This window comes from Anaerovibrio slackiae, assembly GCF_009695585.1.
Classification (GTDB): domain Bacteria; phylum Bacillota; class Negativicutes; order Selenomonadales; family Selenomonadaceae; genus Anaerovibrio; species Anaerovibrio slackiae.
This window is the reverse complement of record NZ_VUNR01000034.1, coordinates 1-25,950: the sequence shown is the minus strand read 5'-3', so window position 1 is coordinate 25,950 and position 25,950 is coordinate 1. Positions and strand designations below refer to the sequence as shown.

The window sequence follows — 25,950 nt, the reverse complement described above, 5'->3', positions numbered from 1 at the left end:
GTATGCGGGCATCATCACGATAGAGATGTGAATGCAGCCAGGAATATTCTGGCTAAAGCAAAAGAAATAATATCTGCATAAGCTTCAAAGCATAAAAATACCGTAGGAATTACGGAAATTAACGCCCGCGGAGAGTGTGTAAGTCCTTTTGCCAAGGCAGAAGGCTGTTCTCGTAGAAGTGGGAATCTCCCTCCTCAAACGCCTAGGCGTTAGGAGTGAGTAATTCAATAGAAATAGAAGATATCGAAGGAAAGAGCTTTGCAGGTCAGCGAGGCTCTTTTGTATGTTGACTGGTAAATTTTTCAATTGTATACTGAGCATATAATGTGCGTAATCATTGAGGAGGAATGTTTTATGGATAATTGCACAGATGATAAAGCGGTTTTATACAGTGAAACTGGCAATGTGGCAACTATTACCATGAATAGGCCGCAGAGCCTTAATTCCATGAGCCTGGAGCTGGTGGATGGCGTTATTGCTGCCATCAGGAGAGGGGAAAATAATCCTGACGTCAGGGTGATGATTCTAACAGGTGCAGGCAGGGCTTTTTCGGCAGGCGGTGATTTGCCGTCACTGGACACGCTCAACAGCCTTGCCGAGCGGAAAGCTTTCATCAGCCAGGTGGGCGGCATGGTCAAGGCAATTAGTGCCGCTACCAAGCCGATCATTGCCATGGTAAATGGCGTAGCTGCAGGTGCTGGCTTTAATCTGGCTATAGCCTGTGACCTGGTATATGCAGCAGAAGGGGTGAAATTTATCCAGAGCTTTGTCAATGTAGGACTTTCCCCTGACTGTGGCGGCTTCTTTTATCTGGCACGATGCATCGGGCAGGCCCGGGCAAAGGAGCTCATGCTGACTGCAAAGCCGCTGTCTGCCGAAAGAGCCAGGGAATGGGGGCTTATAAATGATGTTTTGCCGGCGGAGCAGCTGGAAGAAAAGGTACGGCAGGTGGCTGACCTGATTGCCTCCAAGGCGCCGCTGGCGGTGATGAAGGCAAAGGAAGGCATCGGCATGTATGGTGCCTCTTTGGAGGAGACCTTGAATTTTGAGGCAGAAACTTCATCAGTCCTGCTGGACACGGATGATTTCCGTGAAGGGGTTGCTGCCTTTAAGGAAAAACGACAGCCTGTTTTTCAGGGCAGATAAATGAGACTGGGATGTGGCGGTCATAAATACAGACGATTGCTAAAGCACAGAACGAGCAAATATATTGCATCAAGAAGATGTGATATATTTGTTCTTTTTTTGCAAAAATACTTATACATTAATAAAATACTCAAAATATGGGACTAAAGTACTTGTAAAAATACCTTGATTTTTGGTATACTAAAGAGAGAAAGCAAGGTATTTTAGTCGGGTATGAAGAAACAAAAAGCATCTGGCTGAGAAAGAAGATACACGCCAGATAACTTGTGGGGGTAAGATTTAATGTCGCAGATGTCAAAAGGGAGAATTTTCACGATTGAAGAAAAATGTACTGGCTGTAATAAGTGCATAGCGGTTTGTCCAGTTGATTGCGCCAATCATGCCTATCATGCAGCGGACGGCAGCCGCAAGATAAAGCTTGATGATGAGTATTGCATTCATTGCGGTGCCTGCATGGAAGCCTGTGACCACGGAGCTAGGGATTATCAGGATGATACGGTGCGCTTTTTTGAAGACCTGAAGCGCGGTGAATCTATTACAGTAGTTGCTGCACCAGCGGTGCTTACAAATATCAGGGAGCCAAAGCGACTGTTTGGCTGGCTGAAGTCATGCGGCGTGAAGCATATTTACGATGTGTCCATGGGAGCCGATATTACCACATGGGGCTATTTGCGTGCAATAAAGGAACGGAATTTGAAGTCCGTCATTGCCCAGCCTTGCCCTGCTATAGTGAATTATTGTGAGCGATACCTGCCGGATTTGCTGGCATCATTGTCTCCGGTGCAGAGCCCTCTCATGTGCCTGGCAGTATATCTGCGCAAGTATCTGAACGTGACCGACAAGCTGGCGTTTCTGTCACCGTGCGTGGCAAAGTCCGATGAGATCGAGGACAGGAATAATGACGGACTGGTGCATTATAATGTGACTCTGGCGAAGCTGCAACAGTATATCCAGCAGGAAGGGATTACATTATCACGTTATGCCGAGACTGATTTTGAGGGGATTCCGTCCGGACTTGGACATACCTTCAGCCGTCCGGGAGGTTTGAAGGAGAATATCCGCATAACTGAGCCTGACATCTGGATTCGCCAGATTGAGTCCACGCAGCTGGCTTATCCGTATCTGCGGGAGTATCTGCAGCGCAGGAAGGCTGGCAAGGCATTGCCGGGAGTTGTGGATGTGCTTAATTGTGAATTTGGCTGCAATCTGGGTACAGGTACCTGTCATGATTGTGCCCTGGATGATATTGATGCTCAGACCAATGAGCGCAAGCAGGCGAAGGCCGCCCAGCAGATTCATAATACTGGTAACGGGGTAAAATACGATCCTTATGAGCGGTTTGACAAGGAATTGAAATTGTCGGACTTTATGCGCAAATATGACAATAAAGATGTGCATGGCTTATTTGAAAAGGGGGAGGATTTGGAAGAAACCTATAACACCTTGGAAAAGCATACCAGGGAATCACGGGAGATAAATTGCCATGCCTGCGGCTATGGCAGCTGCGAGCGTTTTGCTAATGCCTTGAAGCGAGGTATTAATGTCCCGGATAATTGTGTGGACTATGAGCGCAATTGCCTGATCAAGGAGCAGTCTCACATAAGGGAGCAGAATGAGGTCATCCATCAGAATATGCTGGAGCGTGAGGAGAAAAATCGTCTCCTGCACAAGCAGGTTGAGGATATTGTGGATGCTATGCAGGAGGTATCCCAGTCAAGTATGGTAAACTCCGAGCATATTGATAAGATTTCCCATCAGATAAATGATTTGCTGAACGTTGCCAGCCGCCTGCGCTCGGGTACAGATGTGGTTGGTGAAAAAATGGATGAGTTTGCCAATGTAATGCAGGAAATTGTTTGGATTGCCAGCCAGACGAACCTGCTGGCATTGAATGCTGCTATTGAAGCTGCCCATGCCGGAGAAGCAGGACGCGGCTTTGCTGTCGTGGCAGCCGAGGTGCGCAAGCTGGCAGGGGAATCTGAAACGGTGGCACATACATCTCAGGAAAGCCAGCGGCAAACTGCCCAGGAAATTAAGACCATGGAAAAGATTTCCAATGCCGTTGAAAAGAAAGCACAGGAAATCAATAACTTTATCGCAGAAATTTCCGCCAATGTAGAAGCGGTAACCGCACGCAGTGAGGAGATTACATCTATTGCTACCTCTATGATAGAGGAGACAAGATAAATAAATAATTAATTAGTAGCTATTAGTGGCTATGAAATACAAAAAGCTATCATCTGATTTTGCTCTTAGCAAACAGTCAAATGATAGCTTTTTTGTAGCGAAAAACACTGTTTTACAATGAGCATTAGCCGCAGATGCCATAGCCTGTGAACATCCGATAAGAAATTCTTTCCGACTTTTTTTCCGACTTTGCTTCCGACAGGGGACAAGTATATAGTATAACAACCAACATCAATAAAAAACATTTACGCATCTGATAAGTTTAAAGTTAATATTTGTCACAACTATATCAAATCTCATTAAATAACATAGTGTAGCAATTACATCCGATAACTATAATTTATCGGATGTAATTGGTTAGTTCGGGTTAGAGCAGGTTTTGCACAAAAACAAACCGCAGGACTTATACTTTTATCCCGCGGTTTGAATAATATGTTGTCTGTATAGTTGTTATTTGTCTCAGTCCACAGGACGGATGCCGGTCTTGCCTGTAAACTTGTGATAATTGCCACCGTTGTGACGATTGATAAGCTCGGCAAAAATCTCCTCCGGCTTGATGTTGTGATAAGCCAGCAGCACCAGGCAATGATACCACAAATCGCCCATTTCATAGACAATCTCATCCTTATTGAGATTCTTGGAGGCAATGACGGTCTCCACCGCTTCTTCTCCCACCTTCTTCAGGATTTTATCCTGCCCCTTCTCAAAGAGATAGTTGGTATAGGAGCCCTCCTTGGGGTTCAGCTGGCGGTCCTTGATGACAGCATACAGCTCGTTCATGATACCTGCCAGGGCATTTTCATCTGCCACAGGCTGCTCCACTACTGCCAAGGCCTTATCGTTAGGCAGCAGGCGGCGTCCGCTGAAGCAGGAGTAGGTACCCGTATGGCAGGCGCCGGAGCCCTGCTGATGTACGATGACCAGCACCGTATCACCATCACAGTCGTAGTACATATCCTTGACCTCCTGCATATTGCCGGAGGTTGCCCCCTTGTTCCACAGCTCCTGACGGCTGCGGCTCCAGAACCAGGTAGTCCTGGTTTCCAGCGTCTTCTGCAAGGATTCTACGTTCATATACGCCAGCATCAGCACCTGGCCGTTTTCCTCCTGCACCACAGCTGGTACAAGCCCGTCAGCATCAAACTTAATCATAGAAATATCAAGCATCAGAATCTAACCTCCACTCCACGGGATTTGAGATAATCCTTCACCTGGCGCACTGTGTACTGGCCATAATGGAAGACTGAGGCAGCCAGCACGGCATCTGCCTTTCCCTCGGTCAGCACATCATAAAAATGCTCCATCTTGCCTGCTCCGCCGGAAGCAATAACAGGCACATCCACAGCCTCGGACACCGCCCTGGTCAGGGGAATGTCGTAGCCGTCCTTGGTGCCGTCAGCATCCATGCTGGTCAGCAAAATCTCTCCTGCCCCCAGCTCCGTGGCACGCTTTACCCATTCAATCACATCAATGCCGGTAGGAGTCCTGCCACCATTGACATAGACCTCCCACTTTTCCTCGCCGCAGCGGCGGGCATCTACAGCCAGCACAATGCACTGGCGGCCAAACTTCTCCGCCCCCTGGCGGATGATATCAGGATTTTTTACGGCAGCCGTGTTGACAGAGGTCTTGTCCGCCCCTGCCTTCAGCATTTTCCGCATATCATCAGTGGTGCGGATGCCGCCGCCGATGGTGAAGGGAATAAACACCTGGGAGGCACAGTCCCTTGCCACCTGCACGATAGTATCACGTTGCTCATTGGAAGCAGTAATATCAAGGAACACCAGCTCATCGCACCGCTCCAAATCATAGCGGTGTGCCAGCTCCACAGGGTCACCGGCATCCCGGAGGCCTACGAAGTTGGTGCCCTTTACCACCCGGCCCCCCTTGACATCAAGGCAGGGAATAATACGCTTTGTATACATAGTTATGCCTCCCCGGTTCCTGCACTCTCCACCAGTGCAACAGCTTCCTGCAAATCAAGGCTGCCGGTATAAATAGACTTGCCTACGATGACGCCCTCAATGCCGTCCTTCTCGTAAGGCAGCAGTGCCTTAATATCATCAAGGGACTTTACGCCGCCGGAAGCCACCACCTTGATGCCGCTCTCCCGGGCCAGCCTGGCAGTTGCCTCCACATTGACACCGGACAGGGTTCCATCACGGGAAATATCCGTGTAGATAATGGTCTTGACACCGGCCTTTGCCATCTCCTTGGCCAGAACCGTTACCTCCACATCGCCGGATACGCCCCAGCCATCTACTGCCACGATGCCGTCCTTGGCATCAATCCCTACCACCACACGGTCACCGTATTTCTGGCAGGCTTCCTTCACCAGGGCAGGATTCTTGACAGCCACAGAGCCCAGAATAACCCGCTGCACCCCCAGGGAAAGCACCTCATCAATGTTCTCCATAGTGCGGATGCCGCCTCCCAGCTCCACAGGAATACTTACAGTATCCACGATTTTCTTGACCACATCCAGATTGACGGACTTGCCGGCAAGAGCACCGTCCAAGTCCACCAGGTGCAGGAATTTCCCTCCCTTGGCTTCCCATTTGGCAGCCATTTCCTCCGGCTTGTCGCTGAACACCGTCTCCTGGGCAAAATCACCCTTGAACAGGCGGACACACTTGCCGCCGCGAATATCTATCGCAGGAAAAATAACCATATTTCGCTCCTATCAGTAACCACTACATCTCAATAAAATTCTTCAGAACCTGCAGCCCCACGTCTCCCGATTTTTCAGGATGGAACTGGGTTGCCATCACGTTGTCCTTTGCCACAGCTGCCGTAAGCTGCTCACCGTACTCCGTCACCGCCGTAATCACGCTGCCGTCCTCCGGCACGCAATGGTAGCTGTGCACGAAATAAAAATATGGGTGCTCCCCCAAATCCTTGAACAAAGGATGCTTCGGCTCTGAAAAATTCACGGAATTCCAGCCCATGTGAGGAACCTTGAGCCCCGGGGCATTGATGCGGCGTACCATGCCCTTGAACAGCCCCAGTCCCTTGGCACCAGGTGATTCCTCGCTGCCCTCGAACAAAATCTGCTCGCCAATGCAGATGCCCAGAAGGGGCGTGCCATCTGCAATCTTCTGCCTGATAGCAGGAATCAGCCCGGTAGCCTCCAGATTGCTCATGCACTCGCCAAAATCGCCAACTCCCGGCAGCACCAGCTTGTCTGCCGCCAAAATCAGCTTTTCATCGCCTGTCACTACCACATCGTCTGCAAACTGCAGCAACGCCTTTTCCACGCTGAACAGGTTGCCTACACCATAATCTATAACTGCAATCATCTGCTGCCTCCTAACGCCCTTTGCGGCATAAGCCCCTTACAACATTCCCTTGGTAGAAGGAATTTCATCTGCCGTCTCAGGATTTATCTTCACGGCGGCATGCAGGGCACGTCCCAGTGCCTTGAAAATAGCCTCTACCTTGTGATGGGAATTGGTGCCGTACATCACCTTGACATGCAGTGTAATGCCCGCATTAAAGGCAAATGCCCGCAAAAATTCCTCCGTCAGCTCCGTATCATACTTGCCAATCATCGGTGCCATAGCACCGCCTGCATCGTAGACCAAAAAAGGCCTGCCGCTGATATCCAGGGAAACCATCACCAAGGTCTCATCCATGGGCAGGAAAAAGGTGCCATAACGGGTAATGCCCTTCTTGTCCCCCAATGCCTTATGCACAGCCTGTCCCAGGGCAATGCCGATATCCTCCACAGAATGATGCCCGTCAACCTCAATATCGCCATCACAGTTCAGCACCAAATCAAAGCGCCCATGGGCGGCCAGCAAGGTCAGCATGTGGTTAAAAAAGCCGATACCGCTTTCCACGTCAGCCCTGCCGCTGCCATCCAAATCTATAGTCAGGTCTATCTTCGTTTCCCTGGTTTCACGAATTACGTTGCCGCTTCTCATTTCTGCCCCTCCGACTCTGCAAAAGCCTTGATTGCCGCAAACACTGCATCATTTTCCTCACGGGTTCCCATGGAAATGCGTATGCAGTCTTCCAGCCCGGCACTGTTGCCAAAGCAGCGCACACCAATGCCCTTGGCAGCCAGTGCCTCGTTCAGCTCAGCTGCCAAATCACAACGCACCAGGATAAAGTTCGTCTGAGACGGATACACCGTAAAGCCCGGCAGTGTCTTGTACTGCTCCGTCATGCGGTTGCGCTCTGCAATCATCTGCTGAATGCGCGGCACATACTCATCACGCATCTGGAAAACTGTATCAGCAGTTACCAGCGTCAGCACATCCATGTGATAAGGCATGAAGGTCTTCTTGACCATATCAATCACAGCTTTATCCCCCAGCAGGTAACCGCAGCGGATAGCAGCCAGGCCGTATGCCTTGGAGAAGGTGCGGGCCACTAGAAGCTTCGGGTACTTTTTCAGCAGGCAGGTTGCCGACTGTCCATAAAACTCCACATAAGCTTCATCAATCAGCAGGGCACAGCTGGTATGCTGGGCAATATCCTCAATCTGCTCAATAGTCAGCGCATTGCCCGTAGGATTGTTAGGATTGCAGACCACAGCCAGGGCTGCCTTGGAATCATTCACCTTCTGAATAAACTGGCGCACATCCAGGCTATAATCCTCCGGATTCAGCTCAATCACAACACTCCTGGCCTCAGCAGCCTGGGCATAAATGCGATACATGGAAAAGGACGGCTGCGGATAGGCAATCGTCAGGTTCCTGCCCCCAAAGGCAAAAAACAGCTTTTCAATGATTTCGCTGGAACCATTGCCAATCAGCACGTTTTCCTTTTGCAGCCCGTAGTTGGAAGCAATAGCCTCCATCAGCTGCTCCAAGTCCTCATTGGGATAGCGGTTAAAGGCAATGCGGCTGAGACGCCCCATCACCCTGTCCTCCACCATCGGCGGCAGATTCATGCCGCATTCATTGGCATTGACCTTGATTTTCCACTCACGCTCCACCACATCATAGGATGGCATGCAATTGAGCTTGCTTCTATATCTCAATTTCTTTAACCTCATCAAAATCTCTCCTTCTTAAAGCTTTCTCAGCCTTACAGCATTGGCATGTGCCTGCAGCCCCTCTGCTTCTGCCAGCCTGATAACATCGTCGCTGACCGCATCAAGCTGTGCCTGGGTATAGGAAATAATGCTGGTACGCTTCATGAAGGTCTCCACGTTTAAGACAGAATAATACCGTGCCGTACCGCCGGTAGGCAGTACATGGTTCGGACCGGCAAAATAATCCCCCAAAGGCTCCGGGGAATACGCTCCCAGGAACACAGCCCCTGCATGGCGCACATAAGGCAGCAGCTGGAATGGCTGCTCCGTCAGAATCTCCATGTGCTCAGGAGCGGAAACATTGGCCAGCTCCACTGCCTGCATGATGTCCTCAGTCACGATAATCAGCCCGTTCCTGTCAAGGGAAGCACGGGTAATCTCCTCCCTGGGCAGCTTTTTCAGCTGCTTTTCCGCTTCCTCTGCCACCTTGCCAGCCAGCTCAGCACTATCAGTAATCACAATGCTGGAAGCCAGCATATCATGCTCCGCCTGACTTAGCATATCTGCCGCAGTATAAGCAGGGTCAGCTGTCTTGTCCGCCACAATCAAAATCTCGCTAGGGCCTGCCAGCATATCTATATCGCAGTGGCCGTACACTGCCTTCTTGGCCAGGGTAACGAAGATATTGCCGGGGCCGGTAATCTTGTCCACCCGGGGAATAGTTTCCGTGCCGAAGGCCATGGCTGCAATCGCCTGGGCACCGCCAATCTTGAAGATTTTGGACACCCCTGCCTCCTTGGCCGCTACCAGCACATAAGGATTGATTTTGCCATTTTTCGGCGGCACCATCATGATGATTTCCCTGACACCTGCCACCACTGCCGGCATGGCATTCATGATAACGGAGGAAGGATAGGCTGCCGTGCCACCCGGCACGTAGATGCCCACCCTGTCAAGAGGGATAACGGACTGCCCCAGGATAGAGCCGTGGTCACGATAGGTCATCCAGGAATTTGGCTTCTGCTCCTGATGGTACTGGCGCACATTCTCTGCTGCCTTCTTCAGGGAAGCAACCACCTCCGGGTCTGCTTCCTCATAGGCCGCCTCATATTCAGCCTCCGTCACAAGGAATTCCTCCGGCGTAAACTCCGTCCTGTCAATCAGCTTGGTATACTTGATAACAGCCGCATCACCGTCCCGGCGCACTTCACCTACGATGCGATCCACAATCTGCGCCGCAGTCAGGTCCTCGCCAAAAAGCTGCTTGTTGGCCTCCCTGATGCGGGGATTCAGCTCAACCTGGTCAAAAGCAGGCTTCTTCAATAAATTTTCAACAGCAGCAATGCCCATATCCTTTACATTGACGATTTTCATAGCTTTTCCTCCTTCGCCAGCTCCAAAATCTGCTTCAAATCCTCCGTCAGCTGGTGAATCCTGTCAAATTTCAGCTTGAAGCTGACGCGGTTGCAAATCAGGCGTGCCGTAGCATCCATGATGTAGGCAATCTCCTCAAGATTATTCTCACGCAGGGTAGTCCCTGTCTCCACAATATCCACAATGCTCTCGGAAAGCCCCACAATAGGCCCCAGCTCAATGGAGCCGTTCAGCTTGATATACTCCATCTGCATGCCCTTGCTGTTGAAGAACTTCTCTGCAATATGAGGGAACTTGGTGGCCACGCGGGTATGGGCATAATCAGTCAGCTTCGGCCGCTTGTGGTCCTTGTGCACCGCCATCATCAGATGGCACCTGCCAAAGCCCAGATCCAAAAGCTCATACACATCCATGCCGGACTCCAAAAGGACGTCCTTGCCGATGATGCCGATATCCGCTGCACCGTACTCCACATAGGTAGGCACATCGGCAGTCTTGCTGATGATGAACTTGATTTTCTTTTCCTCATTGGTAATCACCAGCTTGCGGGACTTCTCACTCAAATCCTCCGCCGTGTAGCCCACCTTCGCCAGCAAATCCGCAGACAAGCCGAACAGCTTGCCCTTGGGCAGCGCGATTGTAATGTAATCCATATTGTTAGAAGTCATCTGTACGCCTCCATCAATCTGTTGTTTTTATTTTCATTCTTTATCTTATTAAAGTGCTAACGTGTAACATGATAACACATGCAGCCCAATTCGTCAATAAAAATTATTGCAATCAATTGCACTCATTGGAAGCTGCAGCAATCAATGCCAGCTTCTGGCTCCTGGTCAGCTTCTTGATGGCACATTCCCGCTTCATGGCCTCGCTTTTCGTGGCAAAGCTTTCATAATAAACCAGCCTTACAGGCAGGCGGCAACGGGTACAGCGGCTTGCCTTGCCAGCATTGTGCATGGCAAGCCTGTGGGCAAGGTCAACAGTATAGCCCGTATACAATGTCCCATCGCTGCATTCCAGCATATAAGTATAAGCCCCGGCTTCTCTCCGAGAAACCGGGGCAGTATGTCCAGCCATTATTCAGCAGCCTTGATAGTAATCTTGTTGATTACAACATCATGCACAGGACGGTCCTGTGCGCCGGTCTTCACATGACCGATTTCACGCACAACCTCCATGCCCTTGATTACCTTGCCGAACACAGTATGCCTGCCATCCAGCCACGGAGTGGCATCCAGGGTAATAAAGAACTGGGAACCGCCGGTATGTGGACGGCCGGTATTGGCCATGGACAAGATGCCCTCGCTGTCATGGCGCAAATCAGACCTGAACTCATCCTCGATGGTATAGCCAGGGCCGCCCATGCCGGTGCCGGTAGGATCACCGCCCTGAATCATGAAGCCATCAATAATGCGGTGGAAAATCACCTCGTCATAGAAGCCTTCCTCTGCCAGCTTGATGAAGTTGCCGGTAGTAATCGGCGTCTTATCCTCAAACAGCTCAATCTCAAACTCGCCCATATTGGTGTCAAAAACTGCAATACGATTTGCCACTTTATTCTCTCCTTCGCTTTTCCTGAAATCAAAAAATGAACCTGCGGCACAGGCGGTAGTCATAAACGCCAGCACCAGCAGCACACACATAACTATTTTCTTCATGTACTCACCATTATCCTCATACCAGGACTAATCCGCTATCAACGTAGTAAACAACCAAATATTATCTGCGCTCGGTTACGAACCTGATAAACTCATGCACTTCCTGCTCAGTTCTCAGCTTGACGGTATAGCACTGGTTGCCCATCTGAGGCACCATCATCTCAGGCATGCGCTCTGCCATGACAATATCGTTGCCGTAACGCCTGCTGATTTCCTCCGGGGAATGTACATAGCTGAACTGGTCACGCCTGCCTGCATACACACAGAAGCGGTCATCCTGCAAATCAGGCTGCAAGCGGCGGTTGTCAGTAACCATATCCGCCCAGATCTGGTACACATCCATGCTATGGGCATAATTCATCATATCAGGGGTATAGCCGCCGGCAGGGCGCATATTCACCTCAAGACCAACAAAATCACCGGCCTTGCCCAGCCCCGGCTTATCAGCCTCCAGCTGGAAGAACTCAAGATGCACAAAACGGCTCCTGACATCAAATGCCTTCACCGCCGCCCGGCCTGCCCTGCGCAGTGCCTCAGGCACATCAGCGCGGACAAAATAAGCCAGATCCAGCTTGTCCGTCACGATATTCATAATGGATGGCGGCCACTCCGTGCAGGACTCCATCAAAGGCTCCGACTTATTGTCAAGAATGGCATCATAGGAAAAAATCTTGCCCTGCACAAATTCCTCCATGACATAAGGCACCTCAGGATAGTTGGCAAAAAAGCCCTGCAGCTCATCGTCATTCTTCAGCTTGTAGGTATCGTTGGCACCTACCCCCACATCGGGCTTCACAACCACAGGATAGCCCACCTGGTCAATAAACTTCCGTGCCTCCTCCAGGCTGGACACATGATGCAGCCGGGCAGACGGAATCCCTGCCTGACGGTAATATTCCTTCATGGCAGACTTCTTCTTGATGCGCCCGATATCTGCATACTGCTCGCCGGTAGTGATATGAAAATCCGTGCGCAGGCGGGCATCCTGCTCCAGCCAGAACTCATTGTTGGACTCCAGCCAGTCAATCTTGCCGTACTTGAATGAGAAAAATGCCACAGCCTTGAACACCTGGCTATAATCCTTCATGTCCTGCACATAGTAGTACTCCGTCAGGGAATTCCTTACATTCTCATCCAGTCCGTCATACGGGCAGTCACCAACCCCCAGCACATTTACTCCGTTCCGCTTCAGACGATTGGCAAACAGCCAGTACGTCCGCGGAAAATGCGGAGAAATAAACACGAAATTCATATCATTACTCCCCTTTTCTCTTTATTATCCATCATATACTCATGATATACTACATATCAGCATATCACAGCAAATACGGCAGGAAATAGCGAATCTGCTTCTTCCACCACGGCCAGTCATGCTCCACATCATAGCCCCAGAAATCGCACCATGCACCGATGCCCTTGGCATTGAACTGGTCCCTGAGGATAGCCGTAGTGCGCCTGCCCTCGTCCTCCCACGGGCCCTGCCCCACGCAGAAAATCGGCTTCCGCTGGTTGTACAGCTCCACATACCAGTGGTCAGGCGGCAGGTTTTCCATAAAATGCACCGGCGAATTGCGATAAAGCACCTCATCCATCCAGCCATCAAAGAAATACTTGGCATCATAGGCACCGGAAAGAGCCAGGCAGCCCCCGAACAAGTCAGGGCGCCGCAGGAAAACAATCGCCGCATGGGTAGCCCCCAGGCTGCAGCCAAAGGTAATCGGCTGCTTGCCGCTGTGGTTGCGGGAATAAATGCAAGGCAGCACTTCCTCCACTATATAGTGAAAATACTGCTCCTGCCGCCAGGCCCGCCAGCCCTTGTCTCCCCAGACATTGGACCAGCTCTCCACATCAACCGTATCAACCACATACAGCTGAATGGCGCCGCCGTCAATGTAGTCGGCTATATTGTCCAAAAAGCCATAGCCCTCATAATTGTAGCAATTTCCGTCCTGGCATGGAAAAGCTACGATAGGCAGCCCGTCATGCCCATACACGCGGATATTCATATCCCTGCCCAGATGATGACTATAATGATGGATATGCTCAACGTTCATAATATCGCCCCTAACATACAAAATAAACAAGGAGCAACCTTCTCTATGCAGCATGCCTGCACAAAAGAATGTCGCTCCTTTAAGGATAACAAAACTTACTAACTATGTCAATTTTTCGGCAGCTCTGCCAAACCATTTTCTGCACAAAGAAAACCATAATCCAATAGTGCCGCCGAATCAGAAAACCTCGTGTCCATATCGCTGGATTTCAGCACCACGCACAAAAGCTCCCTGCCGTTACGCCTTGCAGCAGACACCAGGCAGCCACCGGCAGCGTTGGTAAAGCCTGTTTTCACGCCTATGCAGCCAGGATAGCTCTTCAAAAGCTCATTGGTATTCTCCGCCTCGTAGGTGTTCCCGGGATTCTGCCAGTCAGGCATGATAATCCTCTCACTGGCTACAATATGGCGAAAAAGCTCATTCTTCATGGCGTAGGCAGAAACCTTCGCAATATCCCGTGCCGTAGAATAATGATTGGCATCCGGCATGCCGTTGCAGTTCTCAAAATGAGTGTCCTTCATGCCCAGCTCCCGCGCCTTGGCATTCATCATGGCTACGAAGGCGGACTCGCTGCCGCCCACAGCCTCCCCCAGAGCCGTTGCCGCGCCGTTATCCGATTCCAGCAGCATCAGCTCTATCATGTCAAATTCCCGCATGGCATGACCTGCCCATAGGCCGGTGCATTCCACCCATGCCGCATAAGGGCTGACAACTACCGTCCTGTTATTGTCCCCCTCCTCCAGAGCCAGTACGGCCGTCATCACCTTGGTAGTGCTGGCAGGATACTGCCTCACATCAGCATTTTTGCCATAGATAATGCCCCCTGTCTGCAAGTCAACCAAAATTGCCGACTCAGCCGTAACAGCAGGCGGATTGGGAAGTATCCTCTCCCCGGCAACCACCCCGTAATCATTTGGAATTAACAGGACACAGACACAGACAAACAGCGCCATAAGCCTCACTAACGAAAAAGGCGTTACCAGCCTGTCAAATCTTGACTCGAGAACATCTGCGACCTTAGTTGAATTGAGAAAAAACATGAGATATATCCACGAACCTTCCTAAAGTGCACCAAAGAAAAACCTTAACCCAAAACGTAAAAATCAAAAAACTAATTTACTTTGCCCCCAGCGGAATAAACTTGAAGGCATCCACGTCCACCAGTCCCTTATCAGTCAGCTTCAGGGACGGAATAACCGGCAAACTGAGGAATGCCAATGTCAAAAACGGCGAATAGAACTCCGGCACGCCCATCTCCCGTGCCTTGGCAATAATCTCCGCCTGCTTGTCAGCTACTGCCTGCGCCGGTTCATTGGTCATCAGGCCGCCTACAGGCAGAGCCAGGGAAGCCGTTATCTCGCCGCCATCGGCAATGCAGATACCGCCGCCGATGCGCTGCAGCTCCCTGGCAGCTGCCAGCATATCCTCGTCATTGGTGCCGATAACAATGAGATTATGGGAGTCATGAGCCACCGTTGATGCCAGGGCACCACGCTTCAGCCCGAAGCCCTTCACCAGCCCCAGCCCCACATTGCCTGTTGCCCTGTGCCTCTCAAACACCGCCAGCTTCAGCACATCATTCTCAATATCGCTGACAGCACAGCCATCCACCCGCTTGACAGGCAGGGTTGCCTTTTTTGTCACAATCTGATAGGGAACCAGCCCGATTACATGAGCCATCTCCGTTGCCAGAGGCAGCCTGAGGGCATCCAGGTTCAGCTCCCCCACATTGACAGTATGCTCCAAGTCTGAGGAATCCAGCTCCGTACCAGTCTGCACCAGCCTGCCCTGGTCATAAGCCAGCCTGCCATCCTTGTAGACCTGCAGCGGCACCCACGGATTGAGGCTGTCCAGCACCAGCAAATCCGCCTTGCAGCCCGGCATAATCGCCCCCACATCCTTGAGGTTGTAGTGCCGGGCAGTATTGATAGTTGCCATCTGCAAGGCATTGGCAACGCTTACGCCCCCCTCGGATACGGCAATCCGTATCATGTCATTGATATAGCCGCTTTCCAAAAGCTCCGCCGGAATCTTGTCATCAGAGCAGAACATAAAATAAGGTGCCGTATCAGGATTGACAGCCGGCAGCAGTGCCTTGAGATTCTTGGCAGCCGTGCCCTCCCGGAGCATGACGCCAATACCGGCACGCAGCCTGTCCAATGCCTGCTCCTTGGTAATGCACTCATGGTCAGAGGTAATCCCTGCTGCAGCGTATCCCATCAGCTGGCTGCTGGTGAGCCCGGGCGCATGTCCGTCCACATGCATGCCTGCACTCCTTGCCATGCGCAGCTTTTCCATGACACCGCTGTCCTGTGTCAGCACTCCCGGCGCATTCATCATCTCCGCCAGCCCCAGCACCCTGGGATGCTGCAAAAACGGTTCCAGATCATCTGCCAGAAGCTTTGCCCCTGCATTTTCAAACTCCGTGGACGGCACGCAGGAAGGCAGCATGACATACACATTCAGCGGAATCTTCTCAGTTGCATCCAGCATAAACTGAATCCCCTTCGTACCGCAGACATTGGCAATCTCATGAGGATCCGTAATGACCGTGGTAACGCCGCAAGGCAGTGCCGCCTTGGCAAACTGATACGGCGTAAGCATGGAGCTCTCGATATGCACATGGGCATCAATCAGCCCCGGCACGATATACCGTCCGCTCATATCTATTTCCTCAATGCCAAAATAAGAGCCTGTCCCGGCAATATAGCCATCAGCAATAGCTATATCCCCCAGAATAAACTCACCCGTAAAAACGTGAAAAACCTCCGCATTTTTCAGCACCAGGTCCGCCGGCTCCAATCCCTGAGCCACCCTGATTAGACGCTTCACATCCAAAAATCAACACCCGCTTTCCTTCTTAACTGTACCCCTCCAACAAAAATCCCCACGGCACCTCCACCAGCTGGCAAATATCTGCCCGGCAGGCACTGCATAAATGACTATTGACAAAAATCAGATACCTATCGTCAGGTTATCATTTACCTTGTAGGCAGCCCACCACTCGCCACGGCTGTTAAAGCCGCCGCTGAGCTTCGGCTCATCCTCCCCGGACAGCTCCGTCGGGAACTCTCCCATCTCATATTCAGCCGCCTCCTCCTCAGTCAGGGGCAGGCTGGTAATCAAAAAGCTTTCCACATAATAATCCGCAGGCTCCATCTGCAGCATCAGCTTCTGCTTCTCATCCTCGGGATTCCTATACACATAGTACAGATTGCCATCCCGCTTCTCCTTGTCAGCCTTGCCGTAGGTACTCATCAGCTTGGCACGGGTAGCACCATAGGACACCCCCGCCCTTGCCTTGTACTCCTTATCCTTGCAGAGTACCGCCACTACCTTTTCTGTCCGCGGATCCACGCAGACCTTCAAATCCGCCGAGTACACATAGCACTTGACAGCCTGCTCCAGCACCACTATCTCCGTATCAAAGTCAGGCTCCCCCAGCTTTTCCTGCATCACAGCACTGGTATCACCAAGGGCAACTCCCTTGAAGGCAAAATCCTCCGGCTGCAGGCTGCCTGTCTTTTTGGCGGCAAAGGCCATGGAACAAATCGACATCATCAACAAGCAAACCAAAATACAAACCGAAAATTTTTTCATTGCAAATCCTCCCAATCCAAAAATTGACCCAATGATTTTAACATGAAAAAATTAAAATTTTCTGAAATCACCTGAGATGCAACATAAGCTATGAATCACTTGCTGTACATTGCCTATTTCAAAAGCTCATTAGCCTTGTCCATCACCATATCTATCCACTTTTCCTGAAAGCCTGCATCTGCCAAAAGCTCCTGAATAGAGGCAATGCGATGCTGGCTCACAAACATCTCCACCCGGCTCTTTTCCACATTCTTGCGGAAATAAAAGTCCTGTCCTACTGTATCATCAGCCGGAAAGGCCAGGGTATACTCGTGATACTCCCCATCGGACATGGATTCCGGCAGGCTGGAGCTGCGTGCCACATACGCCTTCCAGGCAGGTGTAGCTTGCTCCAAAAGCTCCTTCAGCTCGTAGAGAATCGGCTGCACCCTGTCACGATACTCCTGCAGGGCTTTTTCACAGGCCTCCGTATCGCTGAGCACCATAATCCAGATCAGCTCCTGCAAAATCTCCGGGTTGGCCAAATCAAACCTGGTCAGCTCATCGGCAGACTCAATGCCAGACAGCCACCTCTCCACCGCATCCGTCATGTACTGCTTCGCCTTATCAGATACCAGCATATCCTGCAAATACAGCTCATGGCAGAGATTGTTGATGCGCTGCCCCCATTCCTCCGAGGCAAGCAGCTTCTCAGCCGCGCAATCAGCGCAGTAACCGGAAAGCTGATAAGTATAAGGCTTTTCCATCAGCTCCCAGTCCGCAGGAAAATCCATATCCAGCTCATCATAAATCTTCTTCTGTTCCGCAATGCGGCTCTTGGAAAAGTAGAGGATGCCGTCATTGTCATTGCGGATTTTCACCCGGAAGCTTTTGCCGCAGCCGGGGCAATTGTACTGCTTTTCCGTCATCCGCACACCTACATACATAGCATCGTTTGGCTTGTAAAAGCCGTAGGTAGCCCCCTCCAGAAAGGCATAATCATACACCTTCAAAAGATTATCCGTGATTTTTGTCATAACATTGTTTTCTGCCATTACGCCGCCTCGCTCGCTTTCTAATATTTGTTACTTATATTATATGCTTTTTCAGAACAAAAGGCAAATAAAAATCCCCCAAGACCTGCTCAGGGGAGATTAAACTCTTTGGAGGTGACACCCAGAATCGAACTGGGGAATAGAGGTTTTGCAGACCTCGGCCTTACCGCTTGGCTATGTCACCACTTATAAAATTATGCAAACTTCAGAGAAAAAAATGGAGCGGAAAACGAGACTCGAACTCGCGACCCCCACCTTGGCAAGGTGATGCTCTACCAACTGAGCTATTTCCGCATTTGGAGGTGACACCCAGAATCGAACTGGGGAATAGAGGTTTTGCAGACCTCGGCCTTACCGCTTGGCTATGTCACCACTTATGAAATTATGCAAACACCAGAGGAAAAATGGAGCGGAAAACGAGACTCGAACTCGCGACCCCCACCTTGGCAAGGTGATGCTCTACCAACTGAGCTATTTCCGCGTCATCACCTGTCCCCACAATCAGAAAAAAGATGGCGACCCGAAGGGGACTTGAACCCCTGACCTCCGCCGTGACAGGGCGGCATTCTAACCAACTAAACTACCGGGCCGTTTGCCTCACTTCTTACTTGCGTGACAACAATTGAAATTATATAGAAAACTGAGTCATTTGTCAACACTTTTTTGAAAAAAACTTAAAAATTTATCACATCCACCACTATCAGCTTATCTTTCGCCACGCGGAACTTGATTTCCTGGCTGCCGAAGGGCATGCCGTAGATACGCGCCTCATCATCGTGATATGTAGGCCGTGGGTCGTTGGACAGCACACCCAAAAGACCTGCCCTTTTCGCCTCCGGCACCTTTGCCAGCAAATCATCCGGGATTTCCACCTGCAGCTGCCTTTTCCAGCCCTCCCCGCGAAAACCCTGAGCTGCCTCTGGATGGCTGTCTGCATAGGCAAGATATGGCTTGATATCAAAAATCGGCGTACCGTCCATCAAGTCTGCCCCGCTGACATACAGCACCGGCCCCTCCGGGGTATTTAGCTCCACCCCTTCCAGCCTGACGCTGGAAAGGCCTATGGCATTGGGGCGGAACGGAGAACGGGTGGCAAACACACCCATCCTAGTATTGCCCCCCAGAATAGGCGGACGCACCGTAGGTGACCACTTGTCCCGCACCGCCTCCGAAAACTGCCATATGAGCCACAGATAATCAAAGCCATCTATGCCACGCAGGGCATCAGGATTCCTGTACTCCGGCTCAAAAACGATGCGCCCTGTCAGCTCCCTGACCACGCCGCTCTGCCGGGGGATACCGAATTTGCTGGGAAAATCATTGCGTATGCGGGCGATGACCTTCATGCTGATGCTGTCACTGCCGCCCTTATTATTTTTGCTGTTATTGCTGTTATAAATATTATTGGTATTGTTATTATTCATTCACTCTTACCATCTTCCGTCAGCCTTGCAATCTGCTCTATTCCATACAATGGCAAATTCACTAGCCAGGCTTCTTTTTTGAAATCAGCCATGGAGGTACGAACAGAAACCTCAGGCGAAAATTTTTCCTGATAAGTTTTTAAACTCTTGGCTTTGAGATTGACCTCCGCTTTTACTTCAACAGGAACAATCTGCTCACCTGTATCAACAACAAAATCAACCTCGCAGGAACCTCTGTCATTTGTGTAGTAATAAATTCCCATATCTTCAATAGTCTTCAATTGCTGACAAACATATTGTTCAGTCAAGGCTCCTTTAAACTCAGTAAACAGATCATTTCCATCAAGCAAGGTCCGCTGGCGAAGCCCTGTCATACAGCCAAGCAAGCCGACATCCACCATAAACAGCTTAAACGCCTTTAAGTCCTCATACGCCTTCAATGGCATCCCTGCCCTGCTTACCCGGCCTACCTTGTAAACAAGCCCGCAATCAGAAAGCCACATAATTGCCGTTTCATATTCCTTTGCCCTGGCACCCTCACGCAGAAGCCCATAAATGAATTTCTTATTTTCCTTTGCCAGCTGAGAGGGAATACTGTTCCACAGCATGCGGATTTTCGGGACGATTTCATTAGGAGCGTGCTTGGAAAAATCCTGTTCATAGGCTGCCAGAATCCGTTTTTGAATATAACGAGCTTCATTAAAATCCTTATTTTCTGCAAAGCTTTGTACTACTTCCGGCATACCGCCTACAAAGTAATACTGCTTCAAAGCATCGATATAGGTCTGCTTGAAGCTTGCAATCATGTCAAAATCCCGCCTATCCAGGAGCTCCGCAAAACGTTCTTTTTCCGTTGCCATTAAAAATTCCTTAAAGGACAGCGGATAGAGTTTTAAAAAGTCCACCTTCCCCACTGGAAAGGAAGTGCCCTCGTGCAAAGCTATACCAAGAAGGGAACCAGCGCATACAATATGATATTGCGGAGCATTTTCGTAAAAATACTTGAGCGATGCCAACGCTCTCGGAACCTGCTGTACCTCATCAAAAATCAATAAGGTATTATCTGAATCGATTTTGCGGCCTGCATACAGCTCCAGCCCCATAATCAGGCGGTCAATGTCCAAATCAGAAGCAAACAGCTCTGACATGCGTGAATTAGAATCAAAGTTTATATAAACAGTATCCCTGTATGCGCTTTTGCCAAACTCCTTCATCAGCCAGGTCTTGCCAACCTGCCTTGCGCCTTCGATAATTAGTGGCTTACGCCGCTTGCTCTCCTTCCAATTCAGCAGCTTTTCCATGGCAATACGATACATAGCTACACCTCCCCCCTCTCATTATTCACGCGTATTATAGCATTTTGTCACAAAAATTACAACGTTCTTTTGATTTATAAATACATTTTTTACAGTGAATATCCGTGGAAACACCTGCATAAAATTACTACATAAGAGCTAATATTTCTTCTTTACCCCACAAATCGTTGGCATAGATGGATATATAGTCTTTATGTTTACGAATAATCCTAAAAGGTTCTAACGTGTTATCATAAACATGCAAAATATCACATATTTCCAATAATTTCTTGATATTACCCAAAGATTTTTTATAACGCTTTATAATCTTCTCTCGTTCTACATCATGTCCGCCTTGAGCCACTCTAGTTTGAACTCTGGCGATATTCACATTTGGATCTACAGTCAAAACAAAAATACATTTTATAAAATATCCTTCAGACTTGGCTTTTCTTAGTATTTCCAATTTGTATTCTGAAGATAGCACTGTCTCAAAGGTGAAATCTTTTTTCTGAGCAATAGCATCATAACGCTTTGCATCAACCAACCTGGCAGCATCCGCATTATTCATTCCTGTTGCAGCAACAATATCATCAGCGTTTGTATATTCACCAATTTTTTCAAAATATTGTGTAAAAGTACTTTTGCCAGAACCATTTGGACCGGCTATAACCAAAACCATCGGTTTTTTAGTCGACATATTTTCTGCTCCCATCAGCAAATTCTAAAAATGCTCTTTTTGTAGCAACATCATATCTTGCCACAGGTTTTTTGCATACTTTAGCTCTATAAATAGCTGACCTAACAGCAGCTGCCGCACGTTTATCCATTTCAGCATCGCTACTGCTAATGCTTCCTTCACAAGAAGACATATCCTCATTAATGATAACTTTTACAGACATATTGCCAATTTTTTTAACGATATACTTCATTTTATATCACGCTCTTTCCAGAAATATACATACATAAACCCAATGCCTTATTCCTTCCCGTTATAACACAACTGAATCTGCCATAAAACTTTTTTACATTGTTATAGCATAATGCTCTTTTAATTCGTTAAGCATATTATACTGTATTTTCCTCTCATTCTGTAATCTGCCAACCACAATCCCCGGTGCTATTCCCACAGATTTTGCAAATGCACTTACATTGTCCAGCGAGAATACCTGATTTTCTTTGAATTTATTAAAGGCAACCGCCGGAATCAGCTTATCCCTTGACCATTCATCTGCAGCATTTTCATCTTGGTCAGTAGTACCATCGATATTCCCTATATGCCCAAGAATAATATGGCCAAATTCATGGAACAAACTAAACCAAAAACGATCGGCATCACTTCCCCGCGCAGTCAAACCTAATACAATTTTATTACCATCCATAAATGTTGCTCCATGCAAAAACGATCCTTTTAAATGAGGCAAAAAAACTAAGGCAATACCACATTCTGAAAGTAGCTTTTTTAATCTAGGACAAAACTGCTGCGGTGGCATCAATGTCATGTTACGAATCTCATCTAATTTATTGATAAGCCCCCTGACATTTATAGGTTCTGTATTCATATTACGAGCAATAATTTTCGCTCTCTGCGCCCAAGCAATAAGTGCCAAATCACCTTTAGCAGTAATTGCCAATCTACGGCATACAATCTTTGTTATCTGGTTATTCTCAAGCAATGGTAGTTCAACAACACCAAAATATTTTCTGAGATTAATAACCTTCTCCTTAATATTTCTGGTTGCCGGAATCCAGCCATACTTTGCCATTTCGCCATAAGGCAATTGCCTTGCAATTGCCTCATCCTGCTCCATAGCATTCTCAGCTTCAACTTTCACCAGCTTCTCTCTGTATCTGCTTTCCAAACTGTTCCAAAACTTCGCTGGTACTCCAAGTACCATTTCCAATCGTACCGCACAATCAGGAGTAAGCTGTACTTCGCCATTAATTAGCTTGCTAATATGTTTCTCAGACATATCCATTCTAGCCGCAAATTCTTTCTGACTCATACTTCTATCATTTAGCTGCTCTTTAATAGTAGCTCCAGGCGGCGTTGCTATATAACTTTTACTTCTAGCCATAGAAATACCTCCTTCACTCCTTCAATGATAGTCAACTATTTCAAAAATATTCGCTATTTGGATTTTATTTCCATGTTTCTCAAATACTAAGCGATATGGATGAACAAGGTCCACAGCATACTGCCCCTTTCTATTCTGCCTCAGCGGATGACAGCGACCAATGTGGAACTGAATCATCATCTCCACAGTATCAGCTGCAGATATCTCACCTATGCGCATATCTATTTTTTCTGCCATTTCAGTGCCGTATGTTTTTTCAGCGACCTTGGTATCCGTACAAATCTTTTCAATTCTTTTGTTTCTGTACGTTACTTCCAATATGTCACTCTCCTGTAGCAAATTACCTATTAGGTAAATTTATTCTATCATCCCCAGCACTCTATGTCAATAAAAATAATTAACCTCACAGGTAAATTATATTTTAATAGACTACCACAAAAATACTTATCATAAACAAAAATACCACCTGCCTATATCTTATACAAGCAAGTGGTATCATACAGAAATTACACCATTAATTTAAATACACTTGATTATTTTCAGCCGGTTTCGGCCCTCGCAATAGCTATACTGCATATCATCCATGTTTTTCTTCACCATGAAGATCCCCAGCCCGCCAATCTGCCTGTCCTCAGCCGATAGGGTGATATCAGGATCCGCCTTTGACAGGGGATTGTATGGCACGCCGCTGTCTATGAAGGTAATGCAGACTGCTCTTGGATTTTCCAGCATTTCCACCTTGACAGTTGCCTGCCCTGCCCCGTCCGGATAAGCATAATTGGCTATATTGCCAAACAGCTCGTCTATGGCGATATTCAGCTTCATTTTGGCTTTTATCGGACACCCTATTTCATCCAGAAATTCCTCCACAAAATCCGTTGCCACACCTATATTTTCCGGTGTAGCATCCAAGGTTATCTCCTTCATAGGTCATTCCTCCATTTTCCTGACATACTCAAGGCACAGCATGGTTATATCATCAAACTGATCAGCACCTCCTACAAAAGCATCAATGTCAGCCTTCACCAGCCGCAATGTCTCCTCCGGACTACATTCTGCACATTTCAGATTCAGCACACTGTTCAGCCTATCCATGCCATACAGCTGTTTATCCATATCCGTTGCCTCTGTAACACCATCCGTGTATTGGAAAATCCTATCTCCTGCCTCCAGCTGAATTACCTGCTCTTTGTATTTGATGTTCTCCATACCTGCCAGCACAAAGCCCGCCCGGGTCTTGTATTCCTCATAGCCCTTGCCCTTACGGTAGATAAACGGCTTCTCATGACCGGCATTGACATAGCGGAATTCACCTGTCACCAGGTCCAGCACCCCTTCAAAGGCTGTAATAAACATGCCGTTATCATTTGACTCACAAAGTATATTGTTTACCTCTGTGAAGACCTCCCCCAGATTCCGTCCCGGAACCGTATGGTCCTTAATCAGGGTTTTACCGATGACCATGAATAGGTCTGCCGGAACGCCTTTGCCGGAAACATCAGCCATAACTATAGCCAGATGCCTGTCATCTACCATGAAAAAATCATAGAAATCTCCGCCCACTTCCTTGGCAGGTGTTATAGTTGCATAAATATCCAGTTCAGTTCTGTCAGGGAAAGCAGGGAAGATACATGGCAGCATGGAGGACTGAATATGGGTTGCTCCCCCCAGCTCTGCTCCTATGCGCTCTTTTTCCTTTGTTTCCAGCATCAGATTCTTCATATACTTTTTCAAATCCGATGCCATAGTTACCAGGGCTTCAGACAATGCCTGCACCTCATCCCCGGATTTAATGCCCGGATTTTCAAAGATTATCTTATCAGGATCCTCCTGCCCATGGCTGCTTTCCACAAACCTCTCTGCTGATACCTGTATCCTAGAAATCGGCACAATAACTCTCTTGCTTAGCCATTTGTACAAGCCTGTCAGGAAAATGCCTATGAGGATGCACATCACAATTACTATGCTGCTGATGTATTTCGTCAGCACTGTCCCTATTTCATTGATAGAAATATCAACTGCCAAAATGGCTACAGCTTCCCCCTTGGAATTCATGATCGGCACAAGGGCAGTATAATCATGACCAAACTCTGTTGTATTGCTGAAATAGGTAATTTCTTCACTGCCCGCCTTCATGCCCTTTAAATAGTTCTCAGCCACCTCCGGGGAATAGGCATCTCCTGTATACTGTCCCAGCAGTACCAGGGATTCCTTTTCATGCGCCTTCTCATAGGCTGTAGCCCCCGTCATCACATTCATCATGTTATCTTCACTGCCATTATTTAATGGCTTAACTATGTAAATAAATTCAATGTCATTGGTTTCCTTGATGCGGTCCAGCACCTTCTGCACCCTGTCATAGCTGGCATTTGCTTTACCTGAATCAATACACTCCTCTAAGGCATCCCCGTCAATTTCCGTCAGGGCATAGCGCAGGATGCCAGCCATGTAGCTTTCATATCTTCCAATCATGCCCTGGGAATAATTCACTGCGCCAAATGCTCCCAGGATAAAGCACAGAAAGATACTCAAACTTCCCACACAGAAAATCCTAACGGCTCCTTGAAAACTGTATATTTCAAAAGATAAATTTCTCAATTAGCTTGCAATAAGCGTTGCATGGACTCAGGCAACTTGGACATAAATTTATTGTAGAAGCATTCAATCTGCTCATCAGTGATATGGAATTGTCACCACGGAGGATGCAGAAGGGCAAAATATGCTTTTTACCGTCCTTGCTCTCCGATGCAGTGAGAGTAAGGCACCTGCTACCCTCTTTCTTTTTCTGCTTCACCCAATAATAAAGGTCACCATGATTCTTGATGTGATAGGTGTTGCTGTTCTCGTTCACCCACTGGATTAGGTTTTCCGTCCCGTGGATATAGCCTAAGTCAGTTTTTACGCTTGCCATTTTGCTCCTTTCTTTTATGAAAATATTTGTAACGTAAATTGCTTTACTTTTCCTTTATATTTATATAAAATACACATAAAGCAACCTGGTAATATGTCAACAGGTTTTCTCAAAAGTTTTTGAAGCAAATTCTTGAAATAAAGTGCACTTAACAAACCTTCAGGATTATAAGCAAAAATCCCAAAGGCATGTTTGTAAATATTAT

At 48.4% G+C, this 25,950-nt stretch carries 27 protein-coding genes and 5 tRNA genes; 2 read left to right on the top strand and 30 right to left on the bottom strand.

All coding sequences use genetic code 11. The annotated features are described in order from the left end of the window. The first annotated feature begins 354 nt into the window (after positions 1-354). Positions 355-1,146, top strand: coding sequence for an enoyl-CoA hydratase/isomerase family protein (locus FYJ84_RS12675; RefSeq protein WP_205764261.1), 792 nt, complete (start codon positions 355-357; stop codon positions 1,144-1,146). Between the two features lie 282 nt (positions 1,147-1,428). Beyond that, positions 1,429-3,333: a [Fe-Fe] hydrogenase large subunit C-terminal domain-containing protein gene (locus FYJ84_RS14935; protein ID WP_154407962.1), complete on the top strand. Its 1,905-nt coding sequence runs from the start codon at positions 1,429-1,431 to the stop codon at positions 3,331-3,333. 459 nt (positions 3,334-3,792) lie between these two features. On the opposite strand, the gene hisIE is transcribed toward FYJ84_RS14935, so the two are convergent. From hisIE to FYJ84_RS14505, 30 genes are all read right to left on the bottom strand, one after another. After that, positions 3,793-4,500 carry a bifunctional phosphoribosyl-AMP cyclohydrolase/phosphoribosyl-ATP diphosphatase HisIE gene (hisIE, locus tag FYJ84_RS12665; RefSeq protein ID WP_154407961.1) on the bottom strand — a complete coding sequence of 236 codons (708 nt, stop codon included), beginning with the start codon at positions 4,498-4,500 and terminating at the stop codon, positions 3,793-3,795. After that, a complete protein-coding gene (gene hisF, locus FYJ84_RS12660; protein ID WP_154407960.1) occupies positions 4,500-5,258 on the bottom strand; it encodes an imidazole glycerol phosphate synthase subunit HisF in 759 nt (252 codons plus the stop codon). Before hisF ends, hisIE begins: the two co-directional genes overlap by 1 nt. A gap of 2 nt (positions 5,259-5,260) precedes the next feature. Beyond that, complete coding sequence (gene hisA / locus FYJ84_RS12655; RefSeq protein ID WP_154407959.1) at positions 5,261-6,004, bottom strand: 1-(5-phosphoribosyl)-5-[(5-phosphoribosylamino)methylideneamino]imidazole-4-carboxamide isomerase; 744 nt, start codon at positions 6,002-6,004, stop codon at positions 5,261-5,263. A 22-nt stretch (positions 6,005-6,026) separates the two neighbouring features. After that, on the bottom strand, positions 6,027-6,632 hold the full coding sequence (hisH, locus tag FYJ84_RS12650; protein ID WP_154407958.1) for an imidazole glycerol phosphate synthase subunit HisH: 606 nt from the start codon (positions 6,630-6,632) through the stop codon (positions 6,027-6,029). A gap of 36 nt (positions 6,633-6,668) precedes the next feature. Further along, positions 6,669-7,259: an imidazoleglycerol-phosphate dehydratase HisB gene (hisB, locus tag FYJ84_RS12645; RefSeq protein ID WP_154407957.1), complete on the bottom strand. Its 591-nt coding sequence runs from the start codon at positions 7,257-7,259 to the stop codon at positions 6,669-6,671. Continuing rightward, positions 7,256-8,338: a histidinol-phosphate transaminase gene (hisC, locus tag FYJ84_RS12640; RefSeq protein WP_154407956.1), complete on the bottom strand. Its 1,083-nt coding sequence runs from the start codon at positions 8,336-8,338 to the stop codon at positions 7,256-7,258. The genes hisB and hisC overlap by 4 nt, the downstream gene beginning before the upstream one ends. Positions 8,339-8,353: 15 nt before the next feature. Continuing rightward, positions 8,354-9,691: a histidinol dehydrogenase gene (hisD, locus tag FYJ84_RS12635; protein ID WP_154407955.1), complete on the bottom strand. Its 1,338-nt coding sequence runs from the start codon at positions 9,689-9,691 to the stop codon at positions 8,354-8,356. Then, on the bottom strand, positions 9,688-10,359 hold the full coding sequence (gene hisG, locus FYJ84_RS12630) for an ATP phosphoribosyltransferase (RefSeq protein ID WP_154407954.1): 672 nt from the start codon (positions 10,357-10,359) through the stop codon (positions 9,688-9,690). Before hisG ends, hisD begins: the two co-directional genes overlap by 4 nt. Positions 10,360-10,471: 112 nt before the next feature. Then, positions 10,472-10,768 carry a GIY-YIG nuclease family protein gene (locus FYJ84_RS12625; RefSeq protein ID WP_235901482.1) on the bottom strand — a complete coding sequence of 99 codons (297 nt, stop codon included), beginning with the start codon at positions 10,766-10,768 and terminating at the stop codon, positions 10,472-10,474. Next, positions 10,768-11,349, bottom strand: coding sequence for a peptidylprolyl isomerase (locus FYJ84_RS12620; RefSeq protein WP_154407953.1), 582 nt, complete (start codon positions 11,347-11,349; stop codon positions 10,768-10,770). Before FYJ84_RS12620 ends, FYJ84_RS12625 begins: the two co-directional genes overlap by 1 nt. A gap of 61 nt (positions 11,350-11,410) precedes the next feature. Further along, positions 11,411-12,601: an ATP-grasp domain-containing protein gene (locus FYJ84_RS12615; RefSeq protein WP_154407952.1), complete on the bottom strand. Its 1,191-nt coding sequence runs from the start codon at positions 12,599-12,601 to the stop codon at positions 11,411-11,413. Between the two features lie 64 nt (positions 12,602-12,665). Then, positions 12,666-13,406: an esterase family protein gene (locus FYJ84_RS12610; protein WP_405732900.1), complete on the bottom strand. Its 741-nt coding sequence runs from the start codon at positions 13,404-13,406 to the stop codon at positions 12,666-12,668. A 104-nt stretch (positions 13,407-13,510) separates the two neighbouring features. Then, entirely contained in the window at positions 13,511-14,356 is an 846-nt protein-coding gene (locus FYJ84_RS12605; protein WP_154407950.1) for a D-alanyl-D-alanine carboxypeptidase family protein, read from the bottom strand. 163 nt (positions 14,357-14,519) lie between these two features. Then, the gene (ade, locus tag FYJ84_RS12600; RefSeq protein ID WP_328596394.1) at positions 14,520-16,235 is read right to left on the bottom strand and encodes an adenine deaminase; all 1,716 of its coding nucleotides are present in this window, start codon (positions 16,233-16,235) and stop codon (positions 14,520-14,522) included. A gap of 123 nt (positions 16,236-16,358) precedes the next feature. Continuing rightward, on the bottom strand, positions 16,359-17,003 hold the full coding sequence (locus tag FYJ84_RS12595) for a hypothetical protein (protein WP_154407948.1): 645 nt from the start codon (positions 17,001-17,003) through the stop codon (positions 16,359-16,361). 113 nt (positions 17,004-17,116) lie between these two features. Further along, a complete protein-coding gene (locus tag FYJ84_RS12590) occupies positions 17,117-18,037 on the bottom strand; it encodes a hypothetical protein (RefSeq protein WP_154407947.1) in 921 nt (306 codons plus the stop codon). Between the two features lie 109 nt (positions 18,038-18,146). Then, positions 18,147-18,221 (bottom strand) — tRNA-Cys (locus FYJ84_RS12585). A 34-nt stretch (positions 18,222-18,255) separates the two neighbouring features. After that, a tRNA-Gly gene (locus FYJ84_RS12580) sits at positions 18,256-18,331 on the bottom strand. A 3-nt stretch (positions 18,332-18,334) separates the two neighbouring features. Then, positions 18,335-18,409 (bottom strand) — tRNA-Cys (locus FYJ84_RS12575). 33 nt (positions 18,410-18,442) lie between these two features. Further along, positions 18,443-18,518 (bottom strand) — tRNA-Gly (locus FYJ84_RS12570). Between the two features lie 32 nt (positions 18,519-18,550). Further along, positions 18,551-18,627: transfer RNA gene (locus FYJ84_RS12565), tRNA-Asp, on the bottom strand. Positions 18,628-18,711: 84 nt separating this feature from the next. Beyond that, positions 18,712-19,461, bottom strand: a complete 750-nt coding sequence (gene tsaA / locus FYJ84_RS12560; protein ID WP_154407946.1) for a tRNA (N6-threonylcarbamoyladenosine(37)-N6)-methyltransferase TrmO — start codon at positions 19,459-19,461, stop codon at positions 18,712-18,714. Then, a complete protein-coding gene (locus FYJ84_RS12555) occupies positions 19,458-20,777 on the bottom strand; it encodes an ATP-binding protein (protein ID WP_154407945.1) in 1,320 nt (439 codons plus the stop codon). The genes tsaA and FYJ84_RS12555 overlap by 4 nt, the downstream gene beginning before the upstream one ends. A 127-nt stretch (positions 20,778-20,904) precedes the next feature. Next, on the bottom strand, positions 20,905-21,456 hold the full coding sequence (locus tag FYJ84_RS12550) for a zeta toxin family protein (RefSeq protein WP_154407944.1): 552 nt from the start codon (positions 21,454-21,456) through the stop codon (positions 20,905-20,907). After that, positions 21,446-21,688 (bottom strand): hypothetical protein, encoded by a 243-nt coding sequence (locus tag FYJ84_RS12545; RefSeq protein ID WP_154407943.1) that lies wholly within the window; start codon positions 21,686-21,688, stop codon positions 21,446-21,448. The genes FYJ84_RS12550 and FYJ84_RS12545 overlap by 11 nt, the downstream gene beginning before the upstream one ends. A gap of 93 nt (positions 21,689-21,781) precedes the next feature. Continuing rightward, entirely contained in the window at positions 21,782-22,834 is a 1,053-nt protein-coding gene (locus FYJ84_RS12540; protein ID WP_154407942.1) for a helix-turn-helix domain-containing protein, read from the bottom strand. 21 nt (positions 22,835-22,855) lie between these two features. Continuing rightward, positions 22,856-23,152: a type II toxin-antitoxin system RelE/ParE family toxin gene (locus FYJ84_RS12535; protein ID WP_154407941.1), complete on the bottom strand. Its 297-nt coding sequence runs from the start codon at positions 23,150-23,152 to the stop codon at positions 22,856-22,858. A 201-nt stretch (positions 23,153-23,353) separates the two neighbouring features. Continuing rightward, on the bottom strand, positions 23,354-23,761 hold the full coding sequence (locus tag FYJ84_RS12530) for an ATP-binding protein (RefSeq protein ID WP_154407940.1): 408 nt from the start codon (positions 23,759-23,761) through the stop codon (positions 23,354-23,356). 3 nt (positions 23,762-23,764) lie between these two features. Then, entirely contained in the window at positions 23,765-25,375 is a 1,611-nt protein-coding gene (locus tag FYJ84_RS12525; protein WP_205764260.1) for a SpoIIE family protein phosphatase, read from the bottom strand. A 384-nt stretch (positions 25,376-25,759) separates the two neighbouring features. After that, positions 25,760-25,950 (bottom strand): hypothetical protein (locus tag FYJ84_RS14505; protein WP_205764259.1); only part of this gene is annotated, 191 nt, incomplete at its 5' end.

Bases quoted from the DNA above. Each gene is read 5' to 3' on its own strand.
- FYJ84_RS12545 (WP_154407943.1), bottom strand. From the start codon at position 21,688: ATGAAGTATATCGTTAAAAAAATTGGCAATATGTCTGTAAAAGTTATC.
- FYJ84_RS12590 (WP_154407947.1), bottom strand. From the start codon at position 18,037: ATGGCAGAAAACAATGTTATGACAAAAATCACGGATAATCTTTTGAAG.
- FYJ84_RS12625 (WP_235901482.1), bottom strand. From the start codon at position 10,768: ATGGCTGGACATACTGCCCCGGTTTCTCGGAGAGAAGCCGGGGCTTAT.
- FYJ84_RS14935 (WP_154407962.1), top strand. From the start codon at position 1,429: ATGTCGCAGATGTCAAAAGGGAGAATTTTCACGATTGAAGAAAAATGT.
- FYJ84_RS12615 (WP_154407952.1), bottom strand. From the start codon at position 12,601: ATGAATTTCGTGTTTATTTCTCCGCATTTTCCGCGGACGTACTGGCTG.
- FYJ84_RS12620 (WP_154407953.1), bottom strand. From the start codon at position 11,349: ATGAAGAAAATAGTTATGTGTGTGCTGCTGGTGCTGGCGTTTATGACT.
- FYJ84_RS12595 (WP_154407948.1), bottom strand. From the start codon at position 17,003: ATGAAAAAATTTTCGGTTTGTATTTTGGTTTGCTTGTTGATGATGTCG.
- hisB (WP_154407957.1), bottom strand. From the start codon at position 7,259: ATGAGAAGCGGCAACGTAATTCGTGAAACCAGGGAAACGAAGATAGAC.
- FYJ84_RS12555 (WP_154407945.1), bottom strand. From the start codon at position 20,777: ATGTATCGTATTGCCATGGAAAAGCTGCTGAATTGGAAGGAGAGCAAG.
- hisD (WP_154407955.1), bottom strand. From the start codon at position 9,691: ATGAAAATCGTCAATGTAAAGGATATGGGCATTGCTGCTGTTGAAAAT.
- hisG (WP_154407954.1), bottom strand. From the start codon at position 10,359: ATGACTTCTAACAATATGGATTACATTACAATCGCGCTGCCCAAGGGC.
- FYJ84_RS12530 (WP_154407940.1), bottom strand. From the start codon at position 23,761: ATGAAGGAGATAACCTTGGATGCTACACCGGAAAATATAGGTGTGGCA.
- hisA (WP_154407959.1), bottom strand. From the start codon at position 6,004: ATGGTTATTTTTCCTGCGATAGATATTCGCGGCGGCAAGTGTGTCCGC.
- tsaA (WP_154407946.1), bottom strand. From the start codon at position 19,461: ATGAATAATAACAATACCAATAATATTTATAACAGCAATAACAGCAAA.
- FYJ84_RS12605 (WP_154407950.1), bottom strand. From the start codon at position 14,356: ATGGCGCTGTTTGTCTGTGTCTGTGTCCTGTTAATTCCAAATGATTAC.
- hisIE (WP_154407961.1), bottom strand. From the start codon at position 4,500: ATGCTTGATATTTCTATGATTAAGTTTGATGCTGACGGGCTTGTACCA.
- FYJ84_RS12550 (WP_154407944.1), bottom strand. From the start codon at position 21,456: ATGTCGACTAAAAAACCGATGGTTTTGGTTATAGCCGGTCCAAATGGT.
- hisC (WP_154407956.1), bottom strand. From the start codon at position 8,338: ATGAGGTTAAAGAAATTGAGATATAGAAGCAAGCTCAATTGCATGCCA.
- hisH (WP_154407958.1), bottom strand. From the start codon at position 6,632: ATGATTGCAGTTATAGATTATGGTGTAGGCAACCTGTTCAGCGTGGAA.
- hisF (WP_154407960.1), bottom strand. From the start codon at position 5,258: ATGTATACAAAGCGTATTATTCCCTGCCTTGATGTCAAGGGGGGCCGG.
- FYJ84_RS12675 (WP_205764261.1), top strand. From the start codon at position 355: ATGGATAATTGCACAGATGATAAAGCGGTTTTATACAGTGAAACTGGC.
- FYJ84_RS12540 (WP_154407942.1), bottom strand. From the start codon at position 22,834: ATGGCTAGAAGTAAAAGTTATATAGCAACGCCGCCTGGAGCTACTATT.